The sequence below is a fragment of the Parvibaculum sp. genome (assembly GCF_019635935.1).
Lineage (GTDB): Bacteria > Pseudomonadota > Alphaproteobacteria > Parvibaculales > Parvibaculaceae > Parvibaculum.
Genome location: NZ_JAHBYN010000001.1, coordinates 1,457,176 through 1,477,087, shown reverse-complemented (window position 1 = coordinate 1,477,087; position 19,912 = coordinate 1,457,176). Strand labels below are relative to the sequence as shown.

The window sequence follows — 19,912 nt, the reverse complement described above, 5'->3', positions numbered from 1 at the left end:
GTCAGTCCGCGGTTGCCGCCGCGGGGGCGGGCGCCGCGCGCTTGCGCCGGTCGATCGCGATCAGCAGCGCCGGCAGCAGCAGGAAGTCGATAACGAGCGCCACCGCGACCGTCAATGCCACCATGATGCCCAGCATCGCGTTAACCTTGAAGGGCGAGAGCGCCAGGATCGCAAAGCCGATCACCAGCACGAAGGTCGAGACCCAGAGCGCGGTGCCCACCGTCGAGAAGGCGTAGCGCACGCTGTCCTCCGGCGATTTGCCCTGTTCGATGCTGGCGCGGCGGTATTTCGACAGGAAATGCACCGTCGCGTCGACAATCAGCCCCAGCGCCGTCGCGATCACGAAGGTCGACCAGAAGCCGACCTCGGTGGTGAAGAGCGCCAGAATGCCGAAGGCGGCGATCGGCGGCGTCAGGTTCGGGATCAGGCTGACGATGCCGAGGCGGAGATTGCGGAGCGCCAGCATCAGACAGGCCGAGATCAGCACCAGCGCGATCGCCGTGCCGGTCGTCATCGCGTTGAAGTTGTTGCGGCCGATAAAGGCAAACATCACCGCCTGTCCCGCCGGATAGGAATACATATGTTCCGGCGCGTTCGTCCTCAGCCAGTCGTCGGCGCGGTTGATCAGCCCCTGCATCTCGACGGTCGAAATGTCGGTCAGCGTCAGCGTCAGCTTGGTCGCCGACTTGTCGACATTGATCTGGTCATTGAGATCGAGGCCGTAGGGCAGCGACATTTCGTAGAGCAGCAGGAATTGCGCCGCCATGTCGCGGTCGTCGGGCACGCGGTAATAGCTTTCGTTGTCGCCATGCATGCTCTTGTTGATGCGCTTCATCACGTCGGAGAAGGTCGAGACGTGGACGACTTCCGGCTGGGTGCGGAACCAGTTGGCGAAGTCCTCGAGCTTTTCCACATATTCGGGGTTCGACACGCCGCCCGTCTCGCCCGATCCCAGCGAATAGCTGATCTGGTAGATGCCGGTCAGGTTGTCGGCCGCCCAGTCGGAGGCGACGCGAAACTCCATGCGTTCGTCGAAATAGGTGACGAAGCGGTCGTTGAAGGTGAAGCGCGGCAGGAGCGTCGCAAGGCCGGCGATCACCACCACCATGCCGACCAGCAGCACGCGGCGATTGGCGATCACCACTTCGGCGATGCGGCCCATGAATTCGCTCTGCCGGACCAGCGTGTCCTTGGCCTTCATCGGCAGGATGGCGGCAAGCGCCGGCAGGAGCGTCACCGACAGGAACCAGGCGATCAGCGCGCCGACGGCGGCCGTGTTGCCGAGGTCGCGGAAGGGCGGCGCGTCGGAGAAGTTGAGGCTCGCAAAACCGATGGCGGTGGTCACGCTGGTCAGGAACACCGGCCCCCAGTTGACGCGCAGGCTCTCGACAATGGCGTCGTGTTTGCTCAAGCCGCGCCGCATCTCGATCAGCATGGTGACCAGAATATGGATCGAATCGGCGACCGCGATGGTCAGGATGATGGTCGGGGCGCCCGACGAAGGCGGCGTCAGCTTGACGCCGAACCAGCCCATCACGAGGCCCATGGCGGCGGCCGCCGACAGCGTGACGACCAGGATCGTCGCGATGGTGCCGGGGATCGAGCGCGTCAGGAAGAAGACCGTCAGCGCCAGCACCAGATACATCGCCGGCGTCAGCGTCGAGAGGTCGCGCTGGGCGGCTTCGGCAAATGAATTGCCGAGCGCCACCGAGCCCGTCAGCTCGAAGCGGATGTCGGGATGTTTGGCGCGCATGTCGGCCAGCAGCGCGCGGGCGGACGCCATCGCTTCCGCCGTCGCCTGCTGGTCGTCGCGCGGCATACGCAATGTGGCGACGATGGCGGTCGTCGTTTCGTCCTCGGAGATCAGGCGGTTGGCGATCACCGGTTCGCCGAGCGCGATGGCGCCCACCGCTGCCGCACCGGCGGCGTCGAGGCTTGCCGGGTCTTCCACAAGGTCGCGCACCGTCAGGTCGTCGTTCTCGGCTTTCGTGTGCTGGTAGTTGGTCAGGCTGTCGATGCGGGTCGAGAAGGGCGTCTGCCAGGCGCGTTCGGTGATTTCCTTGATGATGGCCAGCCGTTCCGGCGTCGTCACCTTGCCTTCATGGGGCTTCAGCACCCAGAGCAGCGTGTCGGGGCTCGTATAGGTCCGCTCCAGCCGCTCGAAGGCCTGAAGGTTCGGGTTCTGGTCGGTGAAGAAATAGCGGTAGTCGTTCGAGAACTCGATGAAGCGCCCGCCGCTTGCCAGATAAAGCACGCCCGCGACCGACATCAGCACCACCAGCCAGCGGAACTTCACAATCGCCCTGCCATAGGCGACGACCCAATCGTTCATGGTCCCTCACTTGCCCCGCCGGCCGGTCTACGGCCTGAGGCTTTCCAGATAGCCGAAAAATGCCGTTGCGGCCGCATGACCCACATCGAGGTCCTGCGTCGCCTTGATCATGCTGACGACGCCCTGATGGCTGGCGACGATCAGCGTCGCCACGCATTGGGGGTCGATGTCGCGGCGCACCGCGCCCGCCGTCTGGCCTCGCGTCAGCGCGTCCGCCACGGCGTCGCGCCAGCGTTCGAAAAGGCCGGTGAAAATTTCCTGGAAGCCGGCATCGATGCCGGAAAGCTCCTGGCTGAGATTCTGGTAGGGGCAGCCGAAGCGCGGGTCGACGCCGACGCCGCCCTCGGCATGGCGCTCGATGATGGCGCGGATCGCGGCCAGCGGGTCGGCGGCTTTGCCGAGCGGCTCAATCCAGACCTCTCTTATATATGTGCCGATGAACTCCGCCGCTGCCGCGATGCCCAGCGCATGTTTGTCGGGGAAGTGGTGATAGAGCGAGCCCTTGGTGCAGCCGGCCCGGGCGACGATCTCGTTGAGGCGCGCCGACCGGAAGCCCTGTTCGTAGATTTCCGAGAAGGCCGCTTCGAGCAAGGCCTGCCGCGTCCGGTCGCCGCGGACATGGCGTCCGTCGGTTTCGGCCTGCGCTTCGGCCTTCGGGGCCTCGGTGCTGAGAACGTCGCTTGTCATGATTTTTAAACAAACCGACCGGTTGGTATGTTTGAAACATGCCCGCCCCGGCCGCGGCTGTCAACAGGGGTCGTGCGCCGGACCGAAGGCATATCGGGGCGCATGTCCATCGGCTCAATGACGGATGACGGCACGATTTCGTGACAGGTTCGACCGTTGGATGAAATGATGAACTCGGTTTTCCCGAGCTGAACGCCTCTCCGGAATTTTGCCAGCCACGAAAAGCGTCGGTGGTTTTCGAATCCGACTTGCCATTGTGGCAAAGGACGCATTCCGCCAACGCAGCAGCGTGCGGAACCGGTCGAGGCCGCGGTCGCTTCCGAAATGCGTGTGACAGATTTTTGACAGATCGATGACAGTTGTCGATGCGACGGGTGAGGGCCGGGCGCTATTGCACTGCCCGGGCGGGAAGATTCGCCGCCGGCGGTGGTTTGTGACAGCCGGGTGACAGGCGGGTCCGGGCCGGGCTGTCAGACGACGCCGATTTTCAGGAAGTCGTGGATATGGACGACGCCGACGGGCTTGCCGTTCTCGACCACGAAGAGATTGGTTTTCTTCTTTTCATTCAATATCTTGACCGCCTCGGAGGCGAGCATTTCCGGGCCGACCGTGATCGGTTTCGCGGTCATGATCTCGGCCGTGCGGCGCTGCAGGAAGCCGTCGCCCGCGTGGCGGCGGATGTCGCCGTCGGTGATCATGCCGAGCAGGCGCCCCGCCTCGTCGATAACGCCAACGCAGCCAAGGCTTTTTTGCGACATCACCAGCAGCGCCTCCGACATCGGCATGTCGGGGTCGGCCAGCGGCAGTTCGTCGCCGCTATGCATGATCTCGCCGACATGGGTCAGCATGGCGCCGAGCTTGCCGCCGGGGTGGAAGACCTTGAAATCCTTGGCAGAAAAGCCCTTGCGCTCGATCAGCGCCATGGCGATCGCGTCGCCCAGCGCGAGCTGCATGGTGGTCGAAGTGGTCGGCGCCAGCTTGTTGGGGCAGGCCTCCTCGGCCTTGGGCAGCAGAAGCGCGATGTCGGCGGCGCGGCCGAGTGCGCTGGTCCGCTCCTGGGTGATCGCGATGAGGGGGATCGCGAACCGTTTCGCATGCGATATGATGCTGTAAAGCTCTGAAACTTCACCGGATTTCGAGATCGCAAGGATCGCGTCGCCATTGACGATCATGCCGAGATCGCCATGGCTCGCCTCGCCGGGATGGACGAACTGAGCCGGGGTGCCGGTGGAGGCGAGGGTGGCGGCGATCTTGCGCGCGACATGGCCGGACTTGCCCATGCCGGTGACGATGACGCGGCCGGCGACCGTGCCGAGCGCTTCGACCGCCTCGGTGAAGGGGCCGTCGAGCGAGGCCATCAGGGCCTTAAGTCCTTCTATTTCAAGGGAAAGCGTGCGGCGCGCGGAGGCGAGGTGGTCGGGTTTGAGGTCTTGCGGCAAGGCGTCGTCTCCTGATTTCCGGCCCTCTATATATCATGGGCACCGGCGCGCCTATGCGGTGGAATGCGGGATCAGGCGGGATTATGCGGTATCTCGCGGGATTTCGGGTAGTGTCGGGCCGAATTGAAACGAGGTGACAGGTGCCGGGCGGGTTTTTCGATCGGTTGCGGGAGAGGTTCGGGGCGGCGCCGACGCGCGCGCCGCGGGCGCCCGACGGCATGCGGCTTTATGCGGTCGGCGACATTCACGGCCGCGACGACCTGCTGGAAGCCCTGATGGCGCTTGTCGAGGCCGATGCCGCCCGCGCGCCGGACCTGCACAAGGTATTGATTTTCCTCGGCGATTACGTCGATCGCGGGCTGCAATCCAAGGCCGTGCTCGACCGGCTGACCGGCGATTTCGCGCCCGGCTTCGAGCGCGTCTTCCTTAAGGGCAATCACGAGCTGGCGCTGCGGCAGTTCATGGAGGACGCCGCCTTCGGCCGCAGCTGGAAATATTATGGCGGGCTCGAGACGCTGCATTCCTATGGCATCACGGAGCTGACGCTTTCCGACGATCCGGCGGATTTCGAGCGCGCGCGGCAGCACTTCAACGAGACGATTCCCGACAAGCATCGGGAATTCCTCGACAATCTGCAGCTCACCGCCGAATTCGGCGACTATTTCTTCGTCCATGCCGGCGTGCGCCCCGGCATCGCGCTGCACCGCCAGATCGAGGAGGATCTGTTGTGGATCCGCGAGGAATTCCTCGATTCCTCAAGCACTTACGGCAAGGTCGTCGTGCATGGCCACACGCCGCGCGAGACGGTCGAGTTCCGCCCCAACCGCATCGGCCTCGACACCGGCGCCTACATGACCGGCGTGCTGACCGCGCTGGTGCTGGAGGGTGAGGAGCGGCGGCTGATTCAGACGGGCTGATCGGGCGGGCCGATCCAAGTGGAGGCCCGCGACAAATTAACCAGCGGCGCCGAAAAGCGCCCCATTTTGCGTCAACCAGACTCCCTTGCGGTCGGAATAATGCTAGAAACGCAGCACAGACTGGCTGGGAGACGACCGCATGGGTGGACCGACAAGGGCGCGACGCTGGGTGCTGGCAGCCGCCGCGCTGCTGGGCGCACTGGCGCTTTCCGCCTGTGCCGATGGCCCGCGCCCCAATATACAGGGGCCCGTGCCGAGTTCAGCTACAACATCTGGTGCCAATTTACCGACCGATGCCAACCTCGATTATCGCCTCGGCTCCGGCGACAAGCTCAGGGTCATCGTTTATGGCGAGCCGGATCTGTCCGGTGAGTTCGATGTATCGGGCACCGGCCGGGTTGCACTTCCGCTGATCGGGCAGATCAACGCCACCAGCTTGACGCTGCACGATTTCGAGCGGGCGGTGGAAGCCAAGCTTCGCGAGGGCTATCTGACCGATCCGCGGGTCAGCGCCGAGGTGCTCAACTACAGACCTTTCTACATCATGGGCGAAGTCATGAAGCCCGGTGAATATCCCTATACAAGCGGAATGACGGTGCTCAACGCCATCGCGGTCGCGGGCGGCTATACCTACCGGGCGGACAATTCTCGGGTTTTCGTCGCGCGTGAGCGAAGCCTGGGCGAACAACAGGTTCGTCAACTTGAGACGGCGCCGGTTCAGCCCGGGGATGTCATCCGAATTCCGGAACGGTTTTTCTGACCGGGCGTCGGAATTTCGCCGGTTGCCAGGGAAACGTGTGTGGGTGGCGCGGCAGGTGGTTGTTCGCGATACCGCGCGATCAGGGACAGCCGATGCGGTGCGGGCATGGTTAACGCGAATACCTGACGTTACCGCGAAGACACGCCGTGCTGCGATTCGTAGGGTGAAATGGTCGCAACGTCCGGTATTCTCTGCGTTTCGCCTTGGGACAAATTAGGCACCGTGGTAGGTTTCTCAAGTAATTACGGCGTTTGGACGCGCCTGTCGACATATGTGCGCGTCGCGCCAACCGGGAGTGGATCGACATGATCAGACAAATTTTTGCACCCGTTCTTGCGCCCGTCTTCGCCATTGCCCTTATGGTGTTTGCGCCGGTCGTTATGACCGCGACGCCCGTTATGGCGGACGTTGCGGAAGATATCGATGCCCTGTTGGCAGACACGACGATGACGGATGAAGAGTTCGCCGAGGCGATTGCCGCTATCGTTCTCGGCGCCGAGGATCCGGTCGCGGCCGCGCAGCTCATCGCCGACAAGATCGCGGCGCTGTCGCCTCCCCTGAGCGATGCGCGGCTGGCCGCGGTGGGTAAAGGGCTCGGCATGGCGGTCGCGGCGCTCAACGAAACCAATCCGACCGTGGCAAGCCAGATCGCAGCGATCGTGACGACGATGCCCGAGGCCGTCGAACTGGCTTTTGCCGACACCGTTGGTATGACCGCGTCGGTGATTGCCGCGCGTGACAACAATCTTTTTGAGGAAAGCACGGGCGACAAGAGCGCCAACTGACATTGAGGCAACTACTCGCGCCGCATTTCCTTGCCTGACGGCATGGATTTTCAATGCGGCCGTCGGATGCTTCATTGGTGGAGCGCGCGCCGTACCGGAGGGATCGCATCCGGTTGCGTGTCGTCGAATAACAGGGGGTTTGAAGTATGCCTATGAGGAAATCCAGTCCATTTTTTGTGGCCATGGCTCTCGGTGGGTCGATCGTGTCCGCCAGTGCGCAGGATGCAAGTCCGGCGGCAGGGTATGAGCCTCTGGGCGTCCGGGCCGGCAGTTTCATCGTTCTGCCGTCGCTGACCACGAGCGCCACATACAGCGACAACATCTATCGGACCCAGAACAACAAGGAAGACGACCTTATTCTGACGGTACAGCCGCAGGTGCTGGTCGAGTCAACATGGAGCCGCCATGCGCTGAACCTCCATGCAGGGGTGCAGAGCCGTTTTTACGACAGCAACAGCAGCGAAGACCATACAAATTGGCGGATCGGCGCCGACGGGCGGCTCGATATCACGCGCGATACGAATGTCGTCGCCGAGATCGAATATGCCGAATCGCATGAGGAGCGCGGCCAACCGCTGGCGCTCGCTCTGGCCGCCGAGCCGACGCCTTTTTCGATGCTGAGCGGTAAGGTCGAGCTCAACCAGCGTTTCAACCGGATGACCGGCACCTTGGGGGCGTCTTATCTGGATATCGACTTCGACAACGTGCCGGCGTTCGGCGGCGGAATAATCAATAGTGACGACCGCGACCGTGAGATATTCGGGCAGCGGTTGCGGCTCGGCTACGATGTCTCGCCGGACATGAATGTGTTTGTTGAGGGCCGTCTCAACCAGGTGCGTTACGATCTGCAGCCGCCCGCTGTTCCCAATAGCCGCGATTCCGAGGGTTATGCGGTTCAGGGCGGTGTGACTTTTGCGATCACCCGGCTCGTCAGCGGTGAGGTTGCCGTTGGCTATCTCGAGCAGGAATACGACTCGCCCGCATTTCCGGATGTGAGCGGGCTTGCCTACAATGCCGATATTTCCTGGTCGATGACTCCGTTGACGACGGTCACCTTCGGCGCCGGGTCGAGCGTCGATGAATCGACCTCCGTCGGTGTCGGCGGCCGTCTCAGCCAATATGCCAGGGTCGGCATCGATCACGAGTTGATGCGCAATGTACAGCTTGGCGGCGCTCTCCGGTTCCAGAACGACGATTTCGAAGGCTCGCCGCAGAACGAAGATTACTTCGATGCCGGTATCGGCGTGCGTTATTTGATGAACCGAAACGTTTCGCTCCGGCTTGGATACGACTACGGCGCCCGCGACTCGAATGTGGCCGGCCGGGACTACACCGAGAACAGGGTCGGACTTTCCCTCACCCTGCAGCGCTGATTGCGGGAACATGGCGGCGTGGCCATGATGAAGCCAAGCAAGAAGGCCGCGCGACCGGGAGCCGGTTTCGCGGCCTTTGATTTTCCTTCGATGACCGGCGCGCGCCGCGCCGGTCCGGATGCGGTCAGATGAATATTATGAATTCGGGAGAAAAGCCGCGCGAGAGCGAGGCCATGCGCGGGTATGGCGCGGCACCGTTCGATGCGTCTGAAGGTGCGGTACTCGATATTCACAAGTTGCTGGCCATTGTACGCCGCCGGATTTGGCTGGTGCTGGTCATTGCCGCGGCGCTGATGGGCGTTGCGACTGCCGTCATCTGGCAAATCACGCCGCGATACACCGCGACGACCACCGTGATGATCGATACGCGCCGTACGCAGGTGATCGACATGCCGGCGGTGCTGTCGGACCTTTCGCCCAATGCGGTCGCGCTCAATGCCCAGGCCGAGATCATCCGTTCACGGGCCGTGACAGGCCGTGTGATCGAGAAGCTCGATCTGGGTTCCGACCCCGAATTCAACCCAATGATGGATGCCTCAGGACCGAGGCTACTGAGCCCACGGTCGTGGCTGCCGGTCTTTATTGGTCGCGGCAAAGCCGAAGTGTTGCCACCCGCAGAACGGGCGCGTGTTGAGGCGGAGGCGGTTTTCGATACGGTTCGTGGGGCGCTGGAGATCGTTCCCAAGGCGCAGGTTGCTTCTATCGACATCGGTTTTACGTCGCCGGACCGGGAAAAGGCGGCGCTGATTGCCAATGCCGTGGCCGACGCCTATGTCGTCGATCAACTCGAGGCCAAGTTTCAGGCGACCCGGCAGGCGACAGAATGGCTGAATGCGCGGTTGGGCGAAATGCGTGTTCAGCTCGATGAATCCGAGCGGGCCGTCGAAATATTCCGAGCCGAGAACGACCTGTTGAGCGCCAGCACCGAGGGCGGGACGCTCAACGAACAACAACTTTCGGAGCTCAACAGCCAGCTCATTACGGCCCGTGCGGACCTTGCCGCCAAGCAGGTGCGCTACCAGCGCCTTCAGCAGCTGGTACGACAGGGCGGCTCGATCGAGACCGCCGGCGAGGTGATGAGTTCGGGCGTGATCGGGGGGCTCAGGCAGCAGCAGGCCGAGCTGGCGCGGCGACAGGCCGAACTTTCCTCACGCTATGGACCGCGGCACCCCGAAATATTGAAGGTGCAAGCCGAGCAGCGGGATCTCGCCCGGGAAATCGCCAATGAAACGGGGCGTATTCTGGAGAATGTTCGCAACGAAGTCGATATTGCCGCGACGCGAGTTCAGTCGCTCGAAGGCAGTCTGGACGGGTTGCGCCAGCGCGCCTCCGGCGACAATCAGGCGTTTGTCCAGTTGCGGGCTCTCGAACGTGAGGCGGCTGCGACGCGAACGCTTTATGAATCTTTCCTGACGCGGTTTCGGCAGACCACCGAACAGGAAGACCTGCAAACGCCGGATGCGCGCGTTATATCGGAGGCGCGGGTGCCGACGGTGCCGAGTTATCCCAAAACGCGGGTTTTGCTCGCTGCCGCGCTGATGCTGTCGTTCGGCGCCGGTCTTGCCTGCGCGCTGGCGCTCGAACTGCTCGATGACAGCATCCATACGACCGCGCAGGCGGAGGAGATGCTCGGTGTGGTGAGTCTCGGTGTAATCCCACTTGTCGGCTCGAAGGAGGCCGGCGGCCGGGAAGGTCCGCATGGCTACCTGTTGAGGAAACCTCTTTCGTCGTATTCCGAAGCCTTCCGCAGCCTCAGAACAGCTTTAACACTTTCGAATGTCGATCACCCGCCCCGGGTGGTGCTTTTTACCTCGGCCCTGCCGGGCGAAGGCAAGACAACCGCAGCCGTCAGCTTTGCCATATCGGGTGCGCGCGCCGGCTTGCGGACTGTGGTTGTCGATTGCGATCTCAGGCGGCCGAAGGTGGCGGCGGCGCTTGGTTTGCCCAAGCCGACGGTTGGACTTGTCGAGCATCTGGCGCGCCAAGCCTCGCTTGAGGAGGTCATGCTGCATCATGAGGCGTCCGGGGTCGATTGCATTCCGATCGCCGCCGGGACTTCCAATCCTGCAGAGCTGCTCAGCTCGCAGCATATGCGCGAACTGATGGAGCAGCTCAAGCGGCAATATGACCTTGTGGTGGTCGACTCGGCGCCCGTTCTGCCCGTTTCGGACACGCTGACACTGGCGAAACTCGTCGATACGACGCTTTTCATGGTGCGCTGGAACGAGACGCCCAAGGCCGCGGCGCGCAACGCCTTGCGCGAATTCATCAATTTCGGGCTGCCGCTTGCCGGTGTCGTTCTGGCCCAGGTCGACATGAGCCAGCAACGCAAATATGGCTATGGCGACGGCAGCTACTACTACGGCAATTACAGTGGCTATCATTCGAACTGAGGTGGCGGACGCAAGACGCCGGCGGGCGTCGGCTGGCGGACGCTTCTGGCCGATGGTCCCGATTTTTGCCGCTGCGTTGCTGCTTCTACTGGCCGGCCCCCGCTTCTGGGCCTATTCGGCCGCGCTGCCCGAGGACGGCCAGTACTGGCGGATGGGGCAGGGCGAAGCGCTGTCCGCAGCCGAACTTGCCGAACTCGCCGAAGCCTACCGGGTGGCCACCCACCGCCATGCATCTTCGCCCGAACTTCGGAACAGACTGGGCGTGGTCGAGGTTGCGCTCGGGCTCAGACTGCTTGACGCCGCCCATGTGCGCGAGGGCCGCGACCAGCTGGTTGCCGCCGCCGCGCTGGCGCCGCTCAGGACCGACTCGTGGTCGCGGCTGGCCCATGCCGAGTTCTCGACAAATGGTATCAATCCGCTCGTTCTCGACGCCCTCAAACTCTCATGGCTGACCGGGCGTCTCGAGATTCCGGATGCCATGCGCCGGCTTCAGATTTATTTGGCGGGCTGGGAGGACTTGCCGCCCGAGGCACGGGAGGATGCCCGGATGCAGGTGACGCTGCTGTGGCGGGGGCATCACCACGTGCGCATCGCCGGGCTCTACCGCACGCTTGATCCGCGCGCGCAGGCGGTCTTGCGGTCCTTGCTGCCGGACCCGGAGGCCGACGGGCGGCTGCTCGATTATCGCGTCAAACGGCTTCCTGACCGACATCAGTAGCGAGGCCGGAATCGGTTGTGTCATCGGCGCGAAACGCATGTGCGGCGCCGATCCCCATGATGAAGGCATAGGTCGCCGCAACGGCCGGGATTTCGAGACTGAAATCCACCAGCGCGTGAAGACCGACAAGGACGGTGGCGGCGACGGCAAGCGTGGGGAAGACGCGGCTTTTCCGCCGCGAAGGGATCACCCGGAGGGCGCGAGCCGCAACCAGAAAAATCGCGAGATTCAGGGAAATCGCAGCCGGGACGCCGAGGCCCAGCATGTTTTCCAGATAGGTGTTGTGCGCCTTTTTCCAGCTCGAAGGGCTCGACACGGACAGATCGCGATAGCTGGCGAAGGTTTCGTGGAACGCGCCATAGCCCGTTCCGAGCCAGGGCGCATCTTCGACCGCACTCAGGGAAAGCGCGAAGGCAGGCAGGCGGTCGGTTGCCAGCGGATCCTTTTCGAACCGTTCCATCAGTGGATTACCGGCAAAAAGAAGGATGGCGAGAAGGGTCGCGAGCACCGGCAGAGCGACGATGATGTGCCGCAGTCGGCTGCCGCGGCCGCCAAGCATGGCGAGTGCCGGCAGGGCCAGCAGCGCGGCTGCGGTGGCCGCGACGCCGGCCCGCGAACCGGTGAGCACAAGGGCGGTGCCTATGATCAAAGCGGCGACAAGCAGCGGCGCCAAGTGGAGAAGGGCAGGGCTGTTCAGGCGGCTCGCAAGCGGGCGGCCGACGCCCCCGCGCGGCGCCAGGTTTCGCGCCTTGTCGAGCAGCAGGCCGACGGCGCAGAGCAGGCCGAGGCCGGCATAGGTGGCGTAGGAGTTGCGGTTGACGAATGTCGAGGTCAGGGCATCGAAATAATCCCATTTCCGCATGAAGAGGATCGTTTCGTTGCCGGCGAAGAAGACGGCCAGGCCATAGGCCGCATAGGCGGCCGCGATGCCGACAAAGACGGTGAGCGCCAGCGTGGCGCGGCGGCGGCTCTGCGCCGTTTCAAGCGTGACCCAGAAGACGGCCAGATAGCCCATCAGATTCATCAACGCGGACAGGGTGGCGTCCGGATTGACTGTGATGCGGCCCTTCACCGGCATGTCGAGCGCGGTGGCGGCCTGTTGCCAGACGGGGTGATGCCATATTTCGGGTGTCCATGTGGACCACTGGACGATCGCCCATGCAATGGCGACGCCCGCAAGCCCGAGGGGCAGGCGCAGGCGGCGCCAATCGACGGCCGGCCGGCTGCCGGCGCGGAAATTTCCGGCGGCGAGACCGATCAAAAGCAGCCCCGCAAGGCCCGCCAGCAACGCCGCGCTCCACGGACGGTTGCTGCCCAGCGGCATCGGGGCCCAAGCGATGAGCAGCATCAGGCCCCAGAAGGCGCGACGGAGATGGATCGATTTGGGGGCTGGCGTCATCGCTCCTCGGCTTCTCGCACATTCGGGCTCGGACATGGTTTGTACCAGCGTTTTTCGCCGTTTAGCGAGGTGTTCCGCCTGTTTCCGGGTGAATTTATGGCCGATACTGGCTTAGATTTATCGCCAAGAGCCGCCGCCCGTGCGGCCGCGCCAGCCCGGACCCGCCCCGATGCGCCACTCCGAAAAGCTTTCCGCCTTCATTCGCCGTTTTGGGCAACGGCCTGTGCGGGCGGGTCGGCACCCGGCGCTTGCCGGCACGGCCACGCTGGCCGCCTGGGCCTATACCGGACTGGTTGTTTTGTGGCTCGGGTTCTGGATTGCGACCGGCGAAGCGCTGCTGCCTGTGCGGCTGACGATTGCCTTCGTCTACTGGATTGCGCTGGGACTGACCGTTGTAGCAGCGCTTGCGCTGTGGCAACGGCGCTGGCGCCTCGCCGCGCTGTCGGTTCCGCTGGCGCTGCTGCTCGGCGTGCCCTATCTGCCACAATATCTGCCGCGCTTCGGCGCGCCGCCTGCGACGGGCGAAACATTTACAGTAATGAGCTACAACGTCATGGGGCGGAACAGGGATGTAGATGCCATCGCCGCTGTCATTCTGACGGAGCGGCCGGACATATTGTTCCTTCAAGAGTTCCACCTGATGGACGCGCTTCGCGGGCGCATCGGTTCTCTCTATGGTGGCGATCCGGTTCACGAGGCGCTGGAGCCGCATCTGGGGCTTGCCGTTTTGAGCCGATTTCCGCTAGCGCCGCTTCCGCCTTTGCGCCGTATACAGAAGGCCGTCGCTCATCTGCCTTGCGGCGACATTCATTTGTGGAACCTGCGTGCACCCAAGACGTTCGACGGGCCCGCAGCCCAGCACCGGTTTGTCATCATGCTTGCCGAAGACATGCGAACGGAGGAAGGCCCGGCGATGGCGGCCGGCGACTTCAATCTGACCGAGCGCAGCGCACCTTATTCCTATCTGCGCGGCTTTCTCCGCAACGCGCATGAAGATGCGGGGTTCGGGCTAGGCGCGACCTTTCCAGCACCAGGGAGAAACCTCGGGCGAATTCTACCCGCGATGATCCGCATCGATCATATGTTTTACAGCTCCGGCCTGACGCCGCTCCACGCGGAAGTTCTGAGCGAGGCAGGAAAATCCGATCACTATCCATTGAAAGCACAATTCATTTGCTAGGTGGAGAAATGAACGGAAGGTTCTAGATTCGAGTGCATAGCGCATGCGATTGACTATCTGAGATGTGGTCAAGTCGCGAAGTCATTCATGATGAATTTTTCCATCTAGTGACAGGGCACGCAGGTGCTGTGCGTTAGTTTGCTGATGGAATTTCTCTCCTTGGGGACTTGAGTTGTGGTCTGACGGGTGGACGGCCTCCTCCCGCGGCGTCTGTGTGCCGGAGTGTGGCTGTTTTGGTCACACGAGGACCCCGCTCACCCCATCAGGTCAAACCTTCAATAACACTCAGACAAACAACAGCAAATCTCAATTAACGCTTTTCGGCCACATACTCACTTTCCAAATTAAGTAGAAATCGGCTCCTATCTTTGACGCGCCTAGCGGGGTTCCCAACATAAATTCCAAACGCATCGCACGTTGTATTGACGAGACTCAGCGCGCCAATAGCGACGCCATCTTCTAATATACACCCCGGCAATATCACAGTTCCGCTTCCAACAATTACGTGCTTGCCTAGAAAAACGTCTTTGCTGACAACGCCGGTGTACTTTGATGGCACGGTTGGGCCGGTTAACGCCTTTCCGGAGAAGTCATCAGTGCTCGAATAAATCGACACGCGCGACGCGATGCCGCTGAAATCAGAAAGTGTTATCCTGCAGGCCCCCACGATTAGAACGTGCGTAGAGATATGAACGTTGCTGCCAATGTGAATACCACCGTTTCCGGCGGATAGGACTGTAAAATCATCAATTCGAACATCGTCCGAGATTGTAATTCTCGACGCGCCATAGAAAGTAGCGCGCTCGGATATTAACGCGTTCTTTCCTACCGCGCCGAAGCCAAACTGCCGAAGTGTTTTCTTGCTCATGAAAGCCATCTTGAATCTTCACCTCGACAAAATATGGCGCAGCGGCGCCCTCCCACAGATCGCATTCTGTATTCGACGTTCACCGGTGGCCGGTGTGGGAGCCTAATGCTGGGCGATTTCGGCTTCCGCTGCAAGATTCACAGCCGGCCGCGATGCAAAGGATGCTAGGTATGAGCCCAGACGCCCAGCGGCAAGCCCGAGATTGTTGATCTGGTGGCGATCAAGACACACCTCTCCCGTGGTTCTTGCTGGAGCTCATGACGCCCGGACGCGTCACGCCGGCGCTGGATTGGGCGGCGGCCGAAGTTCGGCGATCAGTCGCAGGGTCTTGGCCAACAGACACCTTGGCACCGCCGCCTCCGCCATCTGGAACGTGATGTGCCGGCCGTGGCTGGCCAGATACTGACACGTTCGGCCGGGCCGGCCGGGGTGGCCCCCTTGCTCTGAATCAGGTGGCGACGGTCGCGGCTTCTCACGCCCGACCCTCTTGGGCTCGTACGGTTCGGAGGCTTGGGCGGGAGATCAGATTGTGCTGGGATGTTGAGCGTGTTGTAGACGGGCCATGGCTGGCTAGGAACTGTTCGGCTGAGCCCTACGACTTGAACTTTTGCTGCTTTCGCTCTCGTCGCCAAATGGCTAGGTGAGAGGTTTCATCTCGGATGTTCTGACGCATTCCGTCTGGCCGATGCCGGCCGGTAAGGCCAAGGATCCTGCCTGCGGACCGGCATGATGCGAGTTTGTCTGTGGTGATCGACTCCGGGTGGATGCCCTGATTGCGAACGAGCTTCAGCGCTACATCCTTGTTGCTGTGTTTCTGGACTAGGACACCCAGCACCTCGCCTCGTTGTCGACCGCGCGCCATAGATACATCCGCTTGCCGCCGGTTTTGGCCACCATCTCATCCAGACGCATGCGGCCGGTAGGCAGACCACGGCGCTGACGCAAGTTGGCCGCTATGAGCAGACCAAACTTGTTGGCCCAGCACCAAACAGCCTCGCGGTTGATCTCGACGCCATGTTGTGCCGGCAGTTTTCCCACGTCGCGGAAACTCAGTGTGAACCGGAAATATAGTCCGACCGCCTGCGGGACCACGTCCGGAGAGAACACCTGTGACGATTGAACGAGGTTGACCGTATGGCGGCCCTCCCCGGTTGATCGCGCCCTATGGCCCGAAACCGGAGACAGGTTAACGTTAGCCTGCCAGCATCCCTGGGTTCGCGCGGCAACAAGGTCATGCGGTCATTTGATCTTCAACTCGAGGGCATTTATTCTTGGATACGGTGGCAATGGGCGACCATTTTTATAGTGAAATGTGAGACGCTGAAATCCGGCGGAATGTTCCCGGCGGCTTGATTGATGTGGAGTGGAAATTGCTTAATAACTGGCCGCGATGAAAAAGATAGAAACAGCAGGCGATCTCGCCATCAATGGCGCGCCGCCGGCGTTGGCCGAACCGCTTCATGTCGGCCGCCCGAACATCGCCGGGCGAGAGGTCTTCATGCGGCTGGCCGAGGAGATATTTGACAGGCGCTGGCTGACCAATGACGGTCCGCTTGTGCACGCCTTCGAGCAGCAGGTGGCCGACTATCTTGGCGTCGGCCACTGCGTCGCGATGTGCAACGGAACGATCGCGCTGGAGATCGCCATTCGTGCGCTTGAGTTGGAGGGCGAGGTGATCGTACCCTCGTATACGTTTATAGCGACGGCTCATGCGCTCTACTGGCAGGGCATCACGCCGGTATTTGCCGATATCGATCCTGCGACACACAATCTCGATCCACAGGCGGTGCGGCGCATGATCACGCCGCGCACGACTGGCATCATCGGTGTCCATCTCTGGGGGCGTCCGGCGCCGGTCGTGGCGCTTGGCGAGATTGCTGGGGAGCATGGCCTGACGCTGATTTTCGATGCCGCGCATGCCTTTGGGTGCGATCACAATGGCCGCAAGATCGGAGGATTCGGGCATGCAGAAGTGCTCAGCTTCCACGCCACAAAGTTCTTCAACACATTCGAGGGTGGAGCTGTTGTGACCAATGACGATGCGCTGGCGGCAAAGATGCGGCTGATGCGCAATTTCGGTTTCAGCGGTCTCGACAATGTCATTCATCCCGGCACCAACGGGAAGATGACCGAAATCTGCGCCGCTATGGGCATCGCCAATTTCGATCACATCGAAACGGTGGTTGACGCCAACCGTCGCAACTATCGAGCCTACCAGGAAGCCTTGGTTGACATTCCGGGGGTTTCGCTGCTGGAGCAGGATGGGGTCGGGGGAAACTGCCAGTATGTGGTGGTCGAAGTGGGTCCGGATTGTAGGGCCACGCGTGATGAAATTGTTGCTACTCTGCATGCGGAGAATGTGCTGGCACGGCGCTATTTCTGGCCGGGGTGCCACCGGATGCAGCCTTATCGAGATATCTTTCCGCATGCGGGGCTTGTCCTGCCGCATACCGAGGCGGTCGCCGACAGGGTGATCGTTCTGCCGACCGGTACGGCAGTAAGCGTATCAGACGTGGCGATGGTGGGGGCTGTAGTTCGCCAGTACGTCCAGATTGGTTGAGCTTAAATTCGAGTTGGTGCTATGCTTTCGGGGGCTCGATCTATCGACAGACGGCGACTAGATGACGGAGCGACTCGATGCGAGTAGTTTTGATCAGCGGCGGTGGGCATGCCAGTGACATATTGGGTGTGTTTGAAGACATATGGAAATTTGACTGCACTTCGGTGTTGTCGGTCGTTGGTATTGTCGCTGACGAAGATGCTGAGGATCGGTGATTTCGTCATAGAAGGATTGGGTAAATCGATTCGATCGATGCAATCTCGTCGATTGATGCCAGTCACCAGATAGCTGCCATTGGGTAACTACGGGATGATCAGGCTGGTTGCGAGCGGGTGCGCAATTTCGGGATTCAGCAGGGAACGATTGTTCATCCAAAGGTGTGCATGCCGTCGGGTGTCCTGGTTGTCGAGGGCGTACTGATTCTTGCGGGTGTTTGTGTGCCGCCGATGGCATTGAGGACCATGTGAGCGTCATGCCTAGCGCATCGGTAAGTAGAGACACAATAACTTGGAAGTGCGGCATTAAGTCGGCGCCAATGCGACAATCATTCAAGAATGCGCGATAGGACAACGTACGACGGTTGGGGCAAGTTCCGTGGTGGTCAGGGATGTGGGCCGGCTGGAGTGACGGCGGGTGGCGTTCCAGCAAAATGGAATTAGAAGGCAGCCTACGGAATGAAATGGGCGTATGCATGTTGGCTGGGTTGTTTGTATATGTCTTGGGAGCATTCATTTCTTGATTGGCTTGTGAATGTGATGTCTAGATGAGCTTCATACATACCGCGCTAAGAGCCATACGGTGGAGCGCTGTAGACATCGTTTTTCAACAGATTTTGCGTCTTGCAATCTCGATTGCGCTGGCGCGGATGCTCAGTCCCGAGGAATTCGGTACGATTGCGTTGCTCTATCTCTTCGTTGGTATAGCGAGTGCATTTGCGGACAGTGGTTTCTCATCGGCGTTGATCCAGAAACAGGATGCCGGACATGTCGACGAGTCGACTGTCTTCTGGCTGAACGTTGCTCTCGGAGCGGCAATGGCTCTGGTTCTCGCTCTGCTTGCGCCGGCGATAGCTGCTTTCTTTGGTATCGACATGCTGGTTCCACTTATGCTGGTTCTGGCGCTTAACCTGTTCGTCGCAGCGCTGGGTTCGATCCATCGAACATTGCTGACCAAGAAGCTCGATTTCAAGACCCAGATGGTGGTTGGCCTTGCAGCCACGTTCGGCTCAGGCGCGCTGGCGATCTGGATGGCTTGGAATGGCTACGGCATCTGGGCGCTGGCGGCGCAGACACTTGTGGCGGGAGTGTTCACAACCGTGTTGTTGTGGGTGTTCAATCCATGGCGGCCACTGCTGGTATTCAGTGTGGCGTCCGCCCGGCGTCTCTTCCGCTTTGGCGGATTTATGTTGGTTTCCGGGTTGCTGAATGTTGCTTATGAGAGATCCTATGCACTCGTCTTGGGTAGACTCTTCGGTGTAGCCGAACTGGCATTCTACAATCGTGCGGACGGAACCAAGCAAGTGCCAGCAGGCGTTCTGAGCGGGATACTTTCTCGCGTCGCCTTTCCGGTATTTTCGTCTGCCGCTAACGATCCCGAGCGACTTCGGCGCGGCGTTCGCATGGCGCTTCGTAGCATCATGCTGATTAATGTTCCTTCGATGATCGGCTTGGCGGCATTGGCTGGTCCGGTCATCGATTTGTTGTTCGGTGATGCCTGGTTGCCGGCTGCCCCCATTCTGACCGTGCTTTGCCTTGCCGGGATTCTGTGGCCGTTGCATGTTATCAACCTGAATGTCCTGATGGCTCAGGGTCACTCTCGACTTTTTTTCAGACTCGAAGTTGTAAAAACGGCGATCGGCGCAGTTGCTATGATAGGCGGCGCAGCATTTGGACCGCTCGGCGTCGCTTGGGCCGTTGTCCTGTCTTCAATTCTGGCATTTCTGATCAATGCCCATTATACTAATAAGCTGCTCGGCTACGGTGCGCGAGCTCAGGTTGCTGATTTTGCGTCGGTTCTTCTGCTTGCTTTGCCGATGGGTCTTGCTGTGGCATGTGCAAGCGAAGTTTGGGATGCGCCGCCATTCATACAGGTCCCCGCTCTCGTCCTTGCCGGAGCGCTGATGTTCGGCACCTTGGTCGCACTGTTCAATGTTGGCCCCTATCGAGACGCAATTGGCTTGATCCGGTGGAGCACATGAAAGACCGGAAGTGTCGTAGCGCTGATAATAAAGGCGCGTCGCTGTGATCGAATATTTGGATCAGGATCGGTCGCTATCTCGGCTTTTGCAACAGCCGACCTCCCCATTCATCGCTTGACGGGAAAAGCCCCAGATCAGGCCCACTTCAACCAGCCGATGCCCGAAGCGGTGGCGACGTAGCCGAGGCGGAAAACCACTTAGAAAACGCCCGGAAACTGTTCAGACAAACCGAACCGTCTCCGTGGAGGGCAGGTTCAAATGTTCAAAGGGATCTCCATTTAAGAGAGATTGCAGAGAAAAAATC

General features: G+C 61.1%; 14 protein-coding genes. 9 read left to right on the top strand and 5 right to left on the bottom strand.

Annotated elements, in window-relative coordinates; all coding sequences use genetic code 11:
- Position 1 precedes the first annotated feature (1 nt).
- The 3 genes from KF719_RS07435 to KF719_RS07425 form a co-directional block, all read right to left on the bottom strand.
- Positions 2 to 2,332 (bottom strand): MMPL family transporter, encoded by a 2,331-nt coding sequence (locus KF719_RS07435; protein WP_293508085.1) that lies wholly within the window; start codon positions 2,330 to 2,332, stop codon positions 2 to 4.
- A gap of 27 nt (positions 2,333 to 2,359) precedes the next feature.
- Entirely contained in the window at positions 2,360 to 3,019 is a 660-nt protein-coding gene (locus tag KF719_RS07430) for a TetR/AcrR family transcriptional regulator (RefSeq protein WP_293508084.1), read from the bottom strand.
- A 470-nt stretch (positions 3,020 to 3,489) separates the two neighbouring features.
- Positions 3,490 to 4,458, bottom strand: a complete 969-nt coding sequence (locus KF719_RS07425; protein ID WP_293508083.1) for a KpsF/GutQ family sugar-phosphate isomerase — start codon at positions 4,456 to 4,458, stop codon at positions 3,490 to 3,492.
- A gap of 218 nt (positions 4,459 to 4,676) precedes the next feature.
- Here KF719_RS07425 and KF719_RS07420 point away from each other — a divergent pair, with 218 nt between their 5' ends.
- The 6 genes from KF719_RS07420 (at position 4,677) to KF719_RS07395 (ending at position 11,404) form a co-directional block, all read left to right on the top strand.
- Entirely contained in the window at positions 4,677 to 5,375 is a 699-nt protein-coding gene (locus tag KF719_RS07420) for a metallophosphoesterase family protein (RefSeq protein ID WP_293508082.1), read from the top strand.
- A gap of 139 nt (positions 5,376 to 5,514) precedes the next feature.
- Entirely contained in the window at positions 5,515 to 6,135 is a 621-nt protein-coding gene (locus tag KF719_RS07415; protein ID WP_293508081.1) for a polysaccharide biosynthesis/export family protein, read from the top strand.
- Positions 6,136 to 6,440: 305 nt separating this feature from the next.
- Positions 6,441 to 6,920, top strand: a complete 480-nt coding sequence (locus tag KF719_RS07410) for a hypothetical protein (RefSeq protein ID WP_293508080.1) — start codon at positions 6,441 to 6,443, stop codon at positions 6,918 to 6,920.
- Between the two features lie 203 nt (positions 6,921 to 7,123).
- Positions 7,124 to 8,293: an outer membrane beta-barrel protein gene (locus KF719_RS07405; protein WP_293508079.1), complete on the top strand. Its 1,170-nt coding sequence runs from the start codon at positions 7,124 to 7,126 to the stop codon at positions 8,291 to 8,293.
- Between the two features lie 128 nt (positions 8,294 to 8,421).
- Positions 8,422 to 10,686 carry a polysaccharide biosynthesis tyrosine autokinase gene (locus KF719_RS07400; RefSeq protein WP_293508078.1) on the top strand — a complete coding sequence of 755 codons (2,265 nt, stop codon included), beginning with the start codon at positions 8,422 to 8,424 and terminating at the stop codon, positions 10,684 to 10,686.
- A complete protein-coding gene (locus KF719_RS07395; protein WP_293508077.1) occupies positions 10,667 to 11,404 on the top strand; it encodes a hypothetical protein in 738 nt (245 codons plus the stop codon). The genes KF719_RS07400 and KF719_RS07395 overlap by 20 nt, the downstream gene beginning before the upstream one ends.
- On the opposite strand, the gene KF719_RS07390 is transcribed toward KF719_RS07395, so the two are convergent.
- On the bottom strand, positions 11,376 to 12,803 hold the full coding sequence (locus KF719_RS07390; protein WP_293508076.1) for an O-antigen ligase family protein: 1,428 nt from the start codon (positions 12,801 to 12,803) through the stop codon (positions 11,376 to 11,378). The two genes, KF719_RS07395 and KF719_RS07390, sit on opposite strands and share 29 nt — an antisense overlap.
- Before the next feature lie 169 nt (positions 12,804 to 12,972).
- Here KF719_RS07390 and KF719_RS07385 point away from each other — a divergent pair, with 169 nt between their 5' ends.
- Positions 12,973 to 13,983, top strand: coding sequence for an endonuclease/exonuclease/phosphatase family protein (locus KF719_RS07385; RefSeq protein WP_293508075.1), 1,011 nt, complete (start codon positions 12,973 to 12,975; stop codon positions 13,981 to 13,983).
- A gap of 310 nt (positions 13,984 to 14,293) precedes the next feature.
- Here KF719_RS07385 and KF719_RS07380 read toward each other — a convergent pair whose 3' ends face one another.
- Positions 14,294 to 14,851, bottom strand: coding sequence for an acyltransferase (locus KF719_RS07380; RefSeq protein WP_293508074.1), 558 nt, complete (start codon positions 14,849 to 14,851; stop codon positions 14,294 to 14,296).
- A gap of 1,390 nt (positions 14,852 to 16,241) precedes the next feature.
- On the opposite strand from KF719_RS07380, the gene KF719_RS07375 reads away from it, so the two are divergent.
- On the top strand, positions 16,242 to 17,411 hold the full coding sequence (locus KF719_RS07375; protein ID WP_293508073.1) for a DegT/DnrJ/EryC1/StrS family aminotransferase: 1,170 nt from the start codon (positions 16,242 to 16,244) through the stop codon (positions 17,409 to 17,411).
- Positions 17,412 to 18,174: 763 nt separating this feature from the next.
- On the top strand, positions 18,175 to 19,608 hold the full coding sequence (locus KF719_RS07370; protein WP_293508072.1) for a lipopolysaccharide biosynthesis protein: 1,434 nt from the start codon (positions 18,175 to 18,177) through the stop codon (positions 19,606 to 19,608).
- The last annotated feature ends 304 nt before the right edge of the window (positions 19,609 to 19,912 follow it).

Bases quoted from the DNA above. Each gene is read 5' to 3' on its own strand.
- KF719_RS07430 (WP_293508084.1), bottom strand. From the start codon at position 3,019: ATGACAAGCGACGTTCTCAGCACCGAGGCCCCGAAGGCCGAAGCGCAG.
- KF719_RS07410 (WP_293508080.1), top strand. From the start codon at position 6,441: ATGATCAGACAAATTTTTGCACCCGTTCTTGCGCCCGTCTTCGCCATT.
- KF719_RS07390 (WP_293508076.1), bottom strand. From the start codon at position 12,803: ATGACGCCAGCCCCCAAATCGATCCATCTCCGTCGCGCCTTCTGGGGC.
- KF719_RS07415 (WP_293508081.1), top strand. From the start codon at position 5,515: ATGGGTGGACCGACAAGGGCGCGACGCTGGGTGCTGGCAGCCGCCGCG.
- KF719_RS07370 (WP_293508072.1), top strand. From the start codon at position 18,175: ATGAGCTTCATACATACCGCGCTAAGAGCCATACGGTGGAGCGCTGTA.
- KF719_RS07435 (WP_293508085.1), bottom strand. From the start codon at position 2,332: ATGAACGATTGGGTCGTCGCCTATGGCAGGGCGATTGTGAAGTTCCGC.
- KF719_RS07420 (WP_293508082.1), top strand. From the start codon at position 4,677: ATGCGGCTTTATGCGGTCGGCGACATTCACGGCCGCGACGACCTGCTG.
- KF719_RS07385 (WP_293508075.1), top strand. From the start codon at position 12,973: ATGCGCCACTCCGAAAAGCTTTCCGCCTTCATTCGCCGTTTTGGGCAA.
- KF719_RS07375 (WP_293508073.1), top strand. From the start codon at position 16,242: ATGAAAAAGATAGAAACAGCAGGCGATCTCGCCATCAATGGCGCGCCG.
- KF719_RS07380 (WP_293508074.1), bottom strand. From the start codon at position 14,851: ATGAGCAAGAAAACACTTCGGCAGTTTGGCTTCGGCGCGGTAGGAAAG.
- KF719_RS07400 (WP_293508078.1), top strand. From the start codon at position 8,422: ATGAATATTATGAATTCGGGAGAAAAGCCGCGCGAGAGCGAGGCCATG.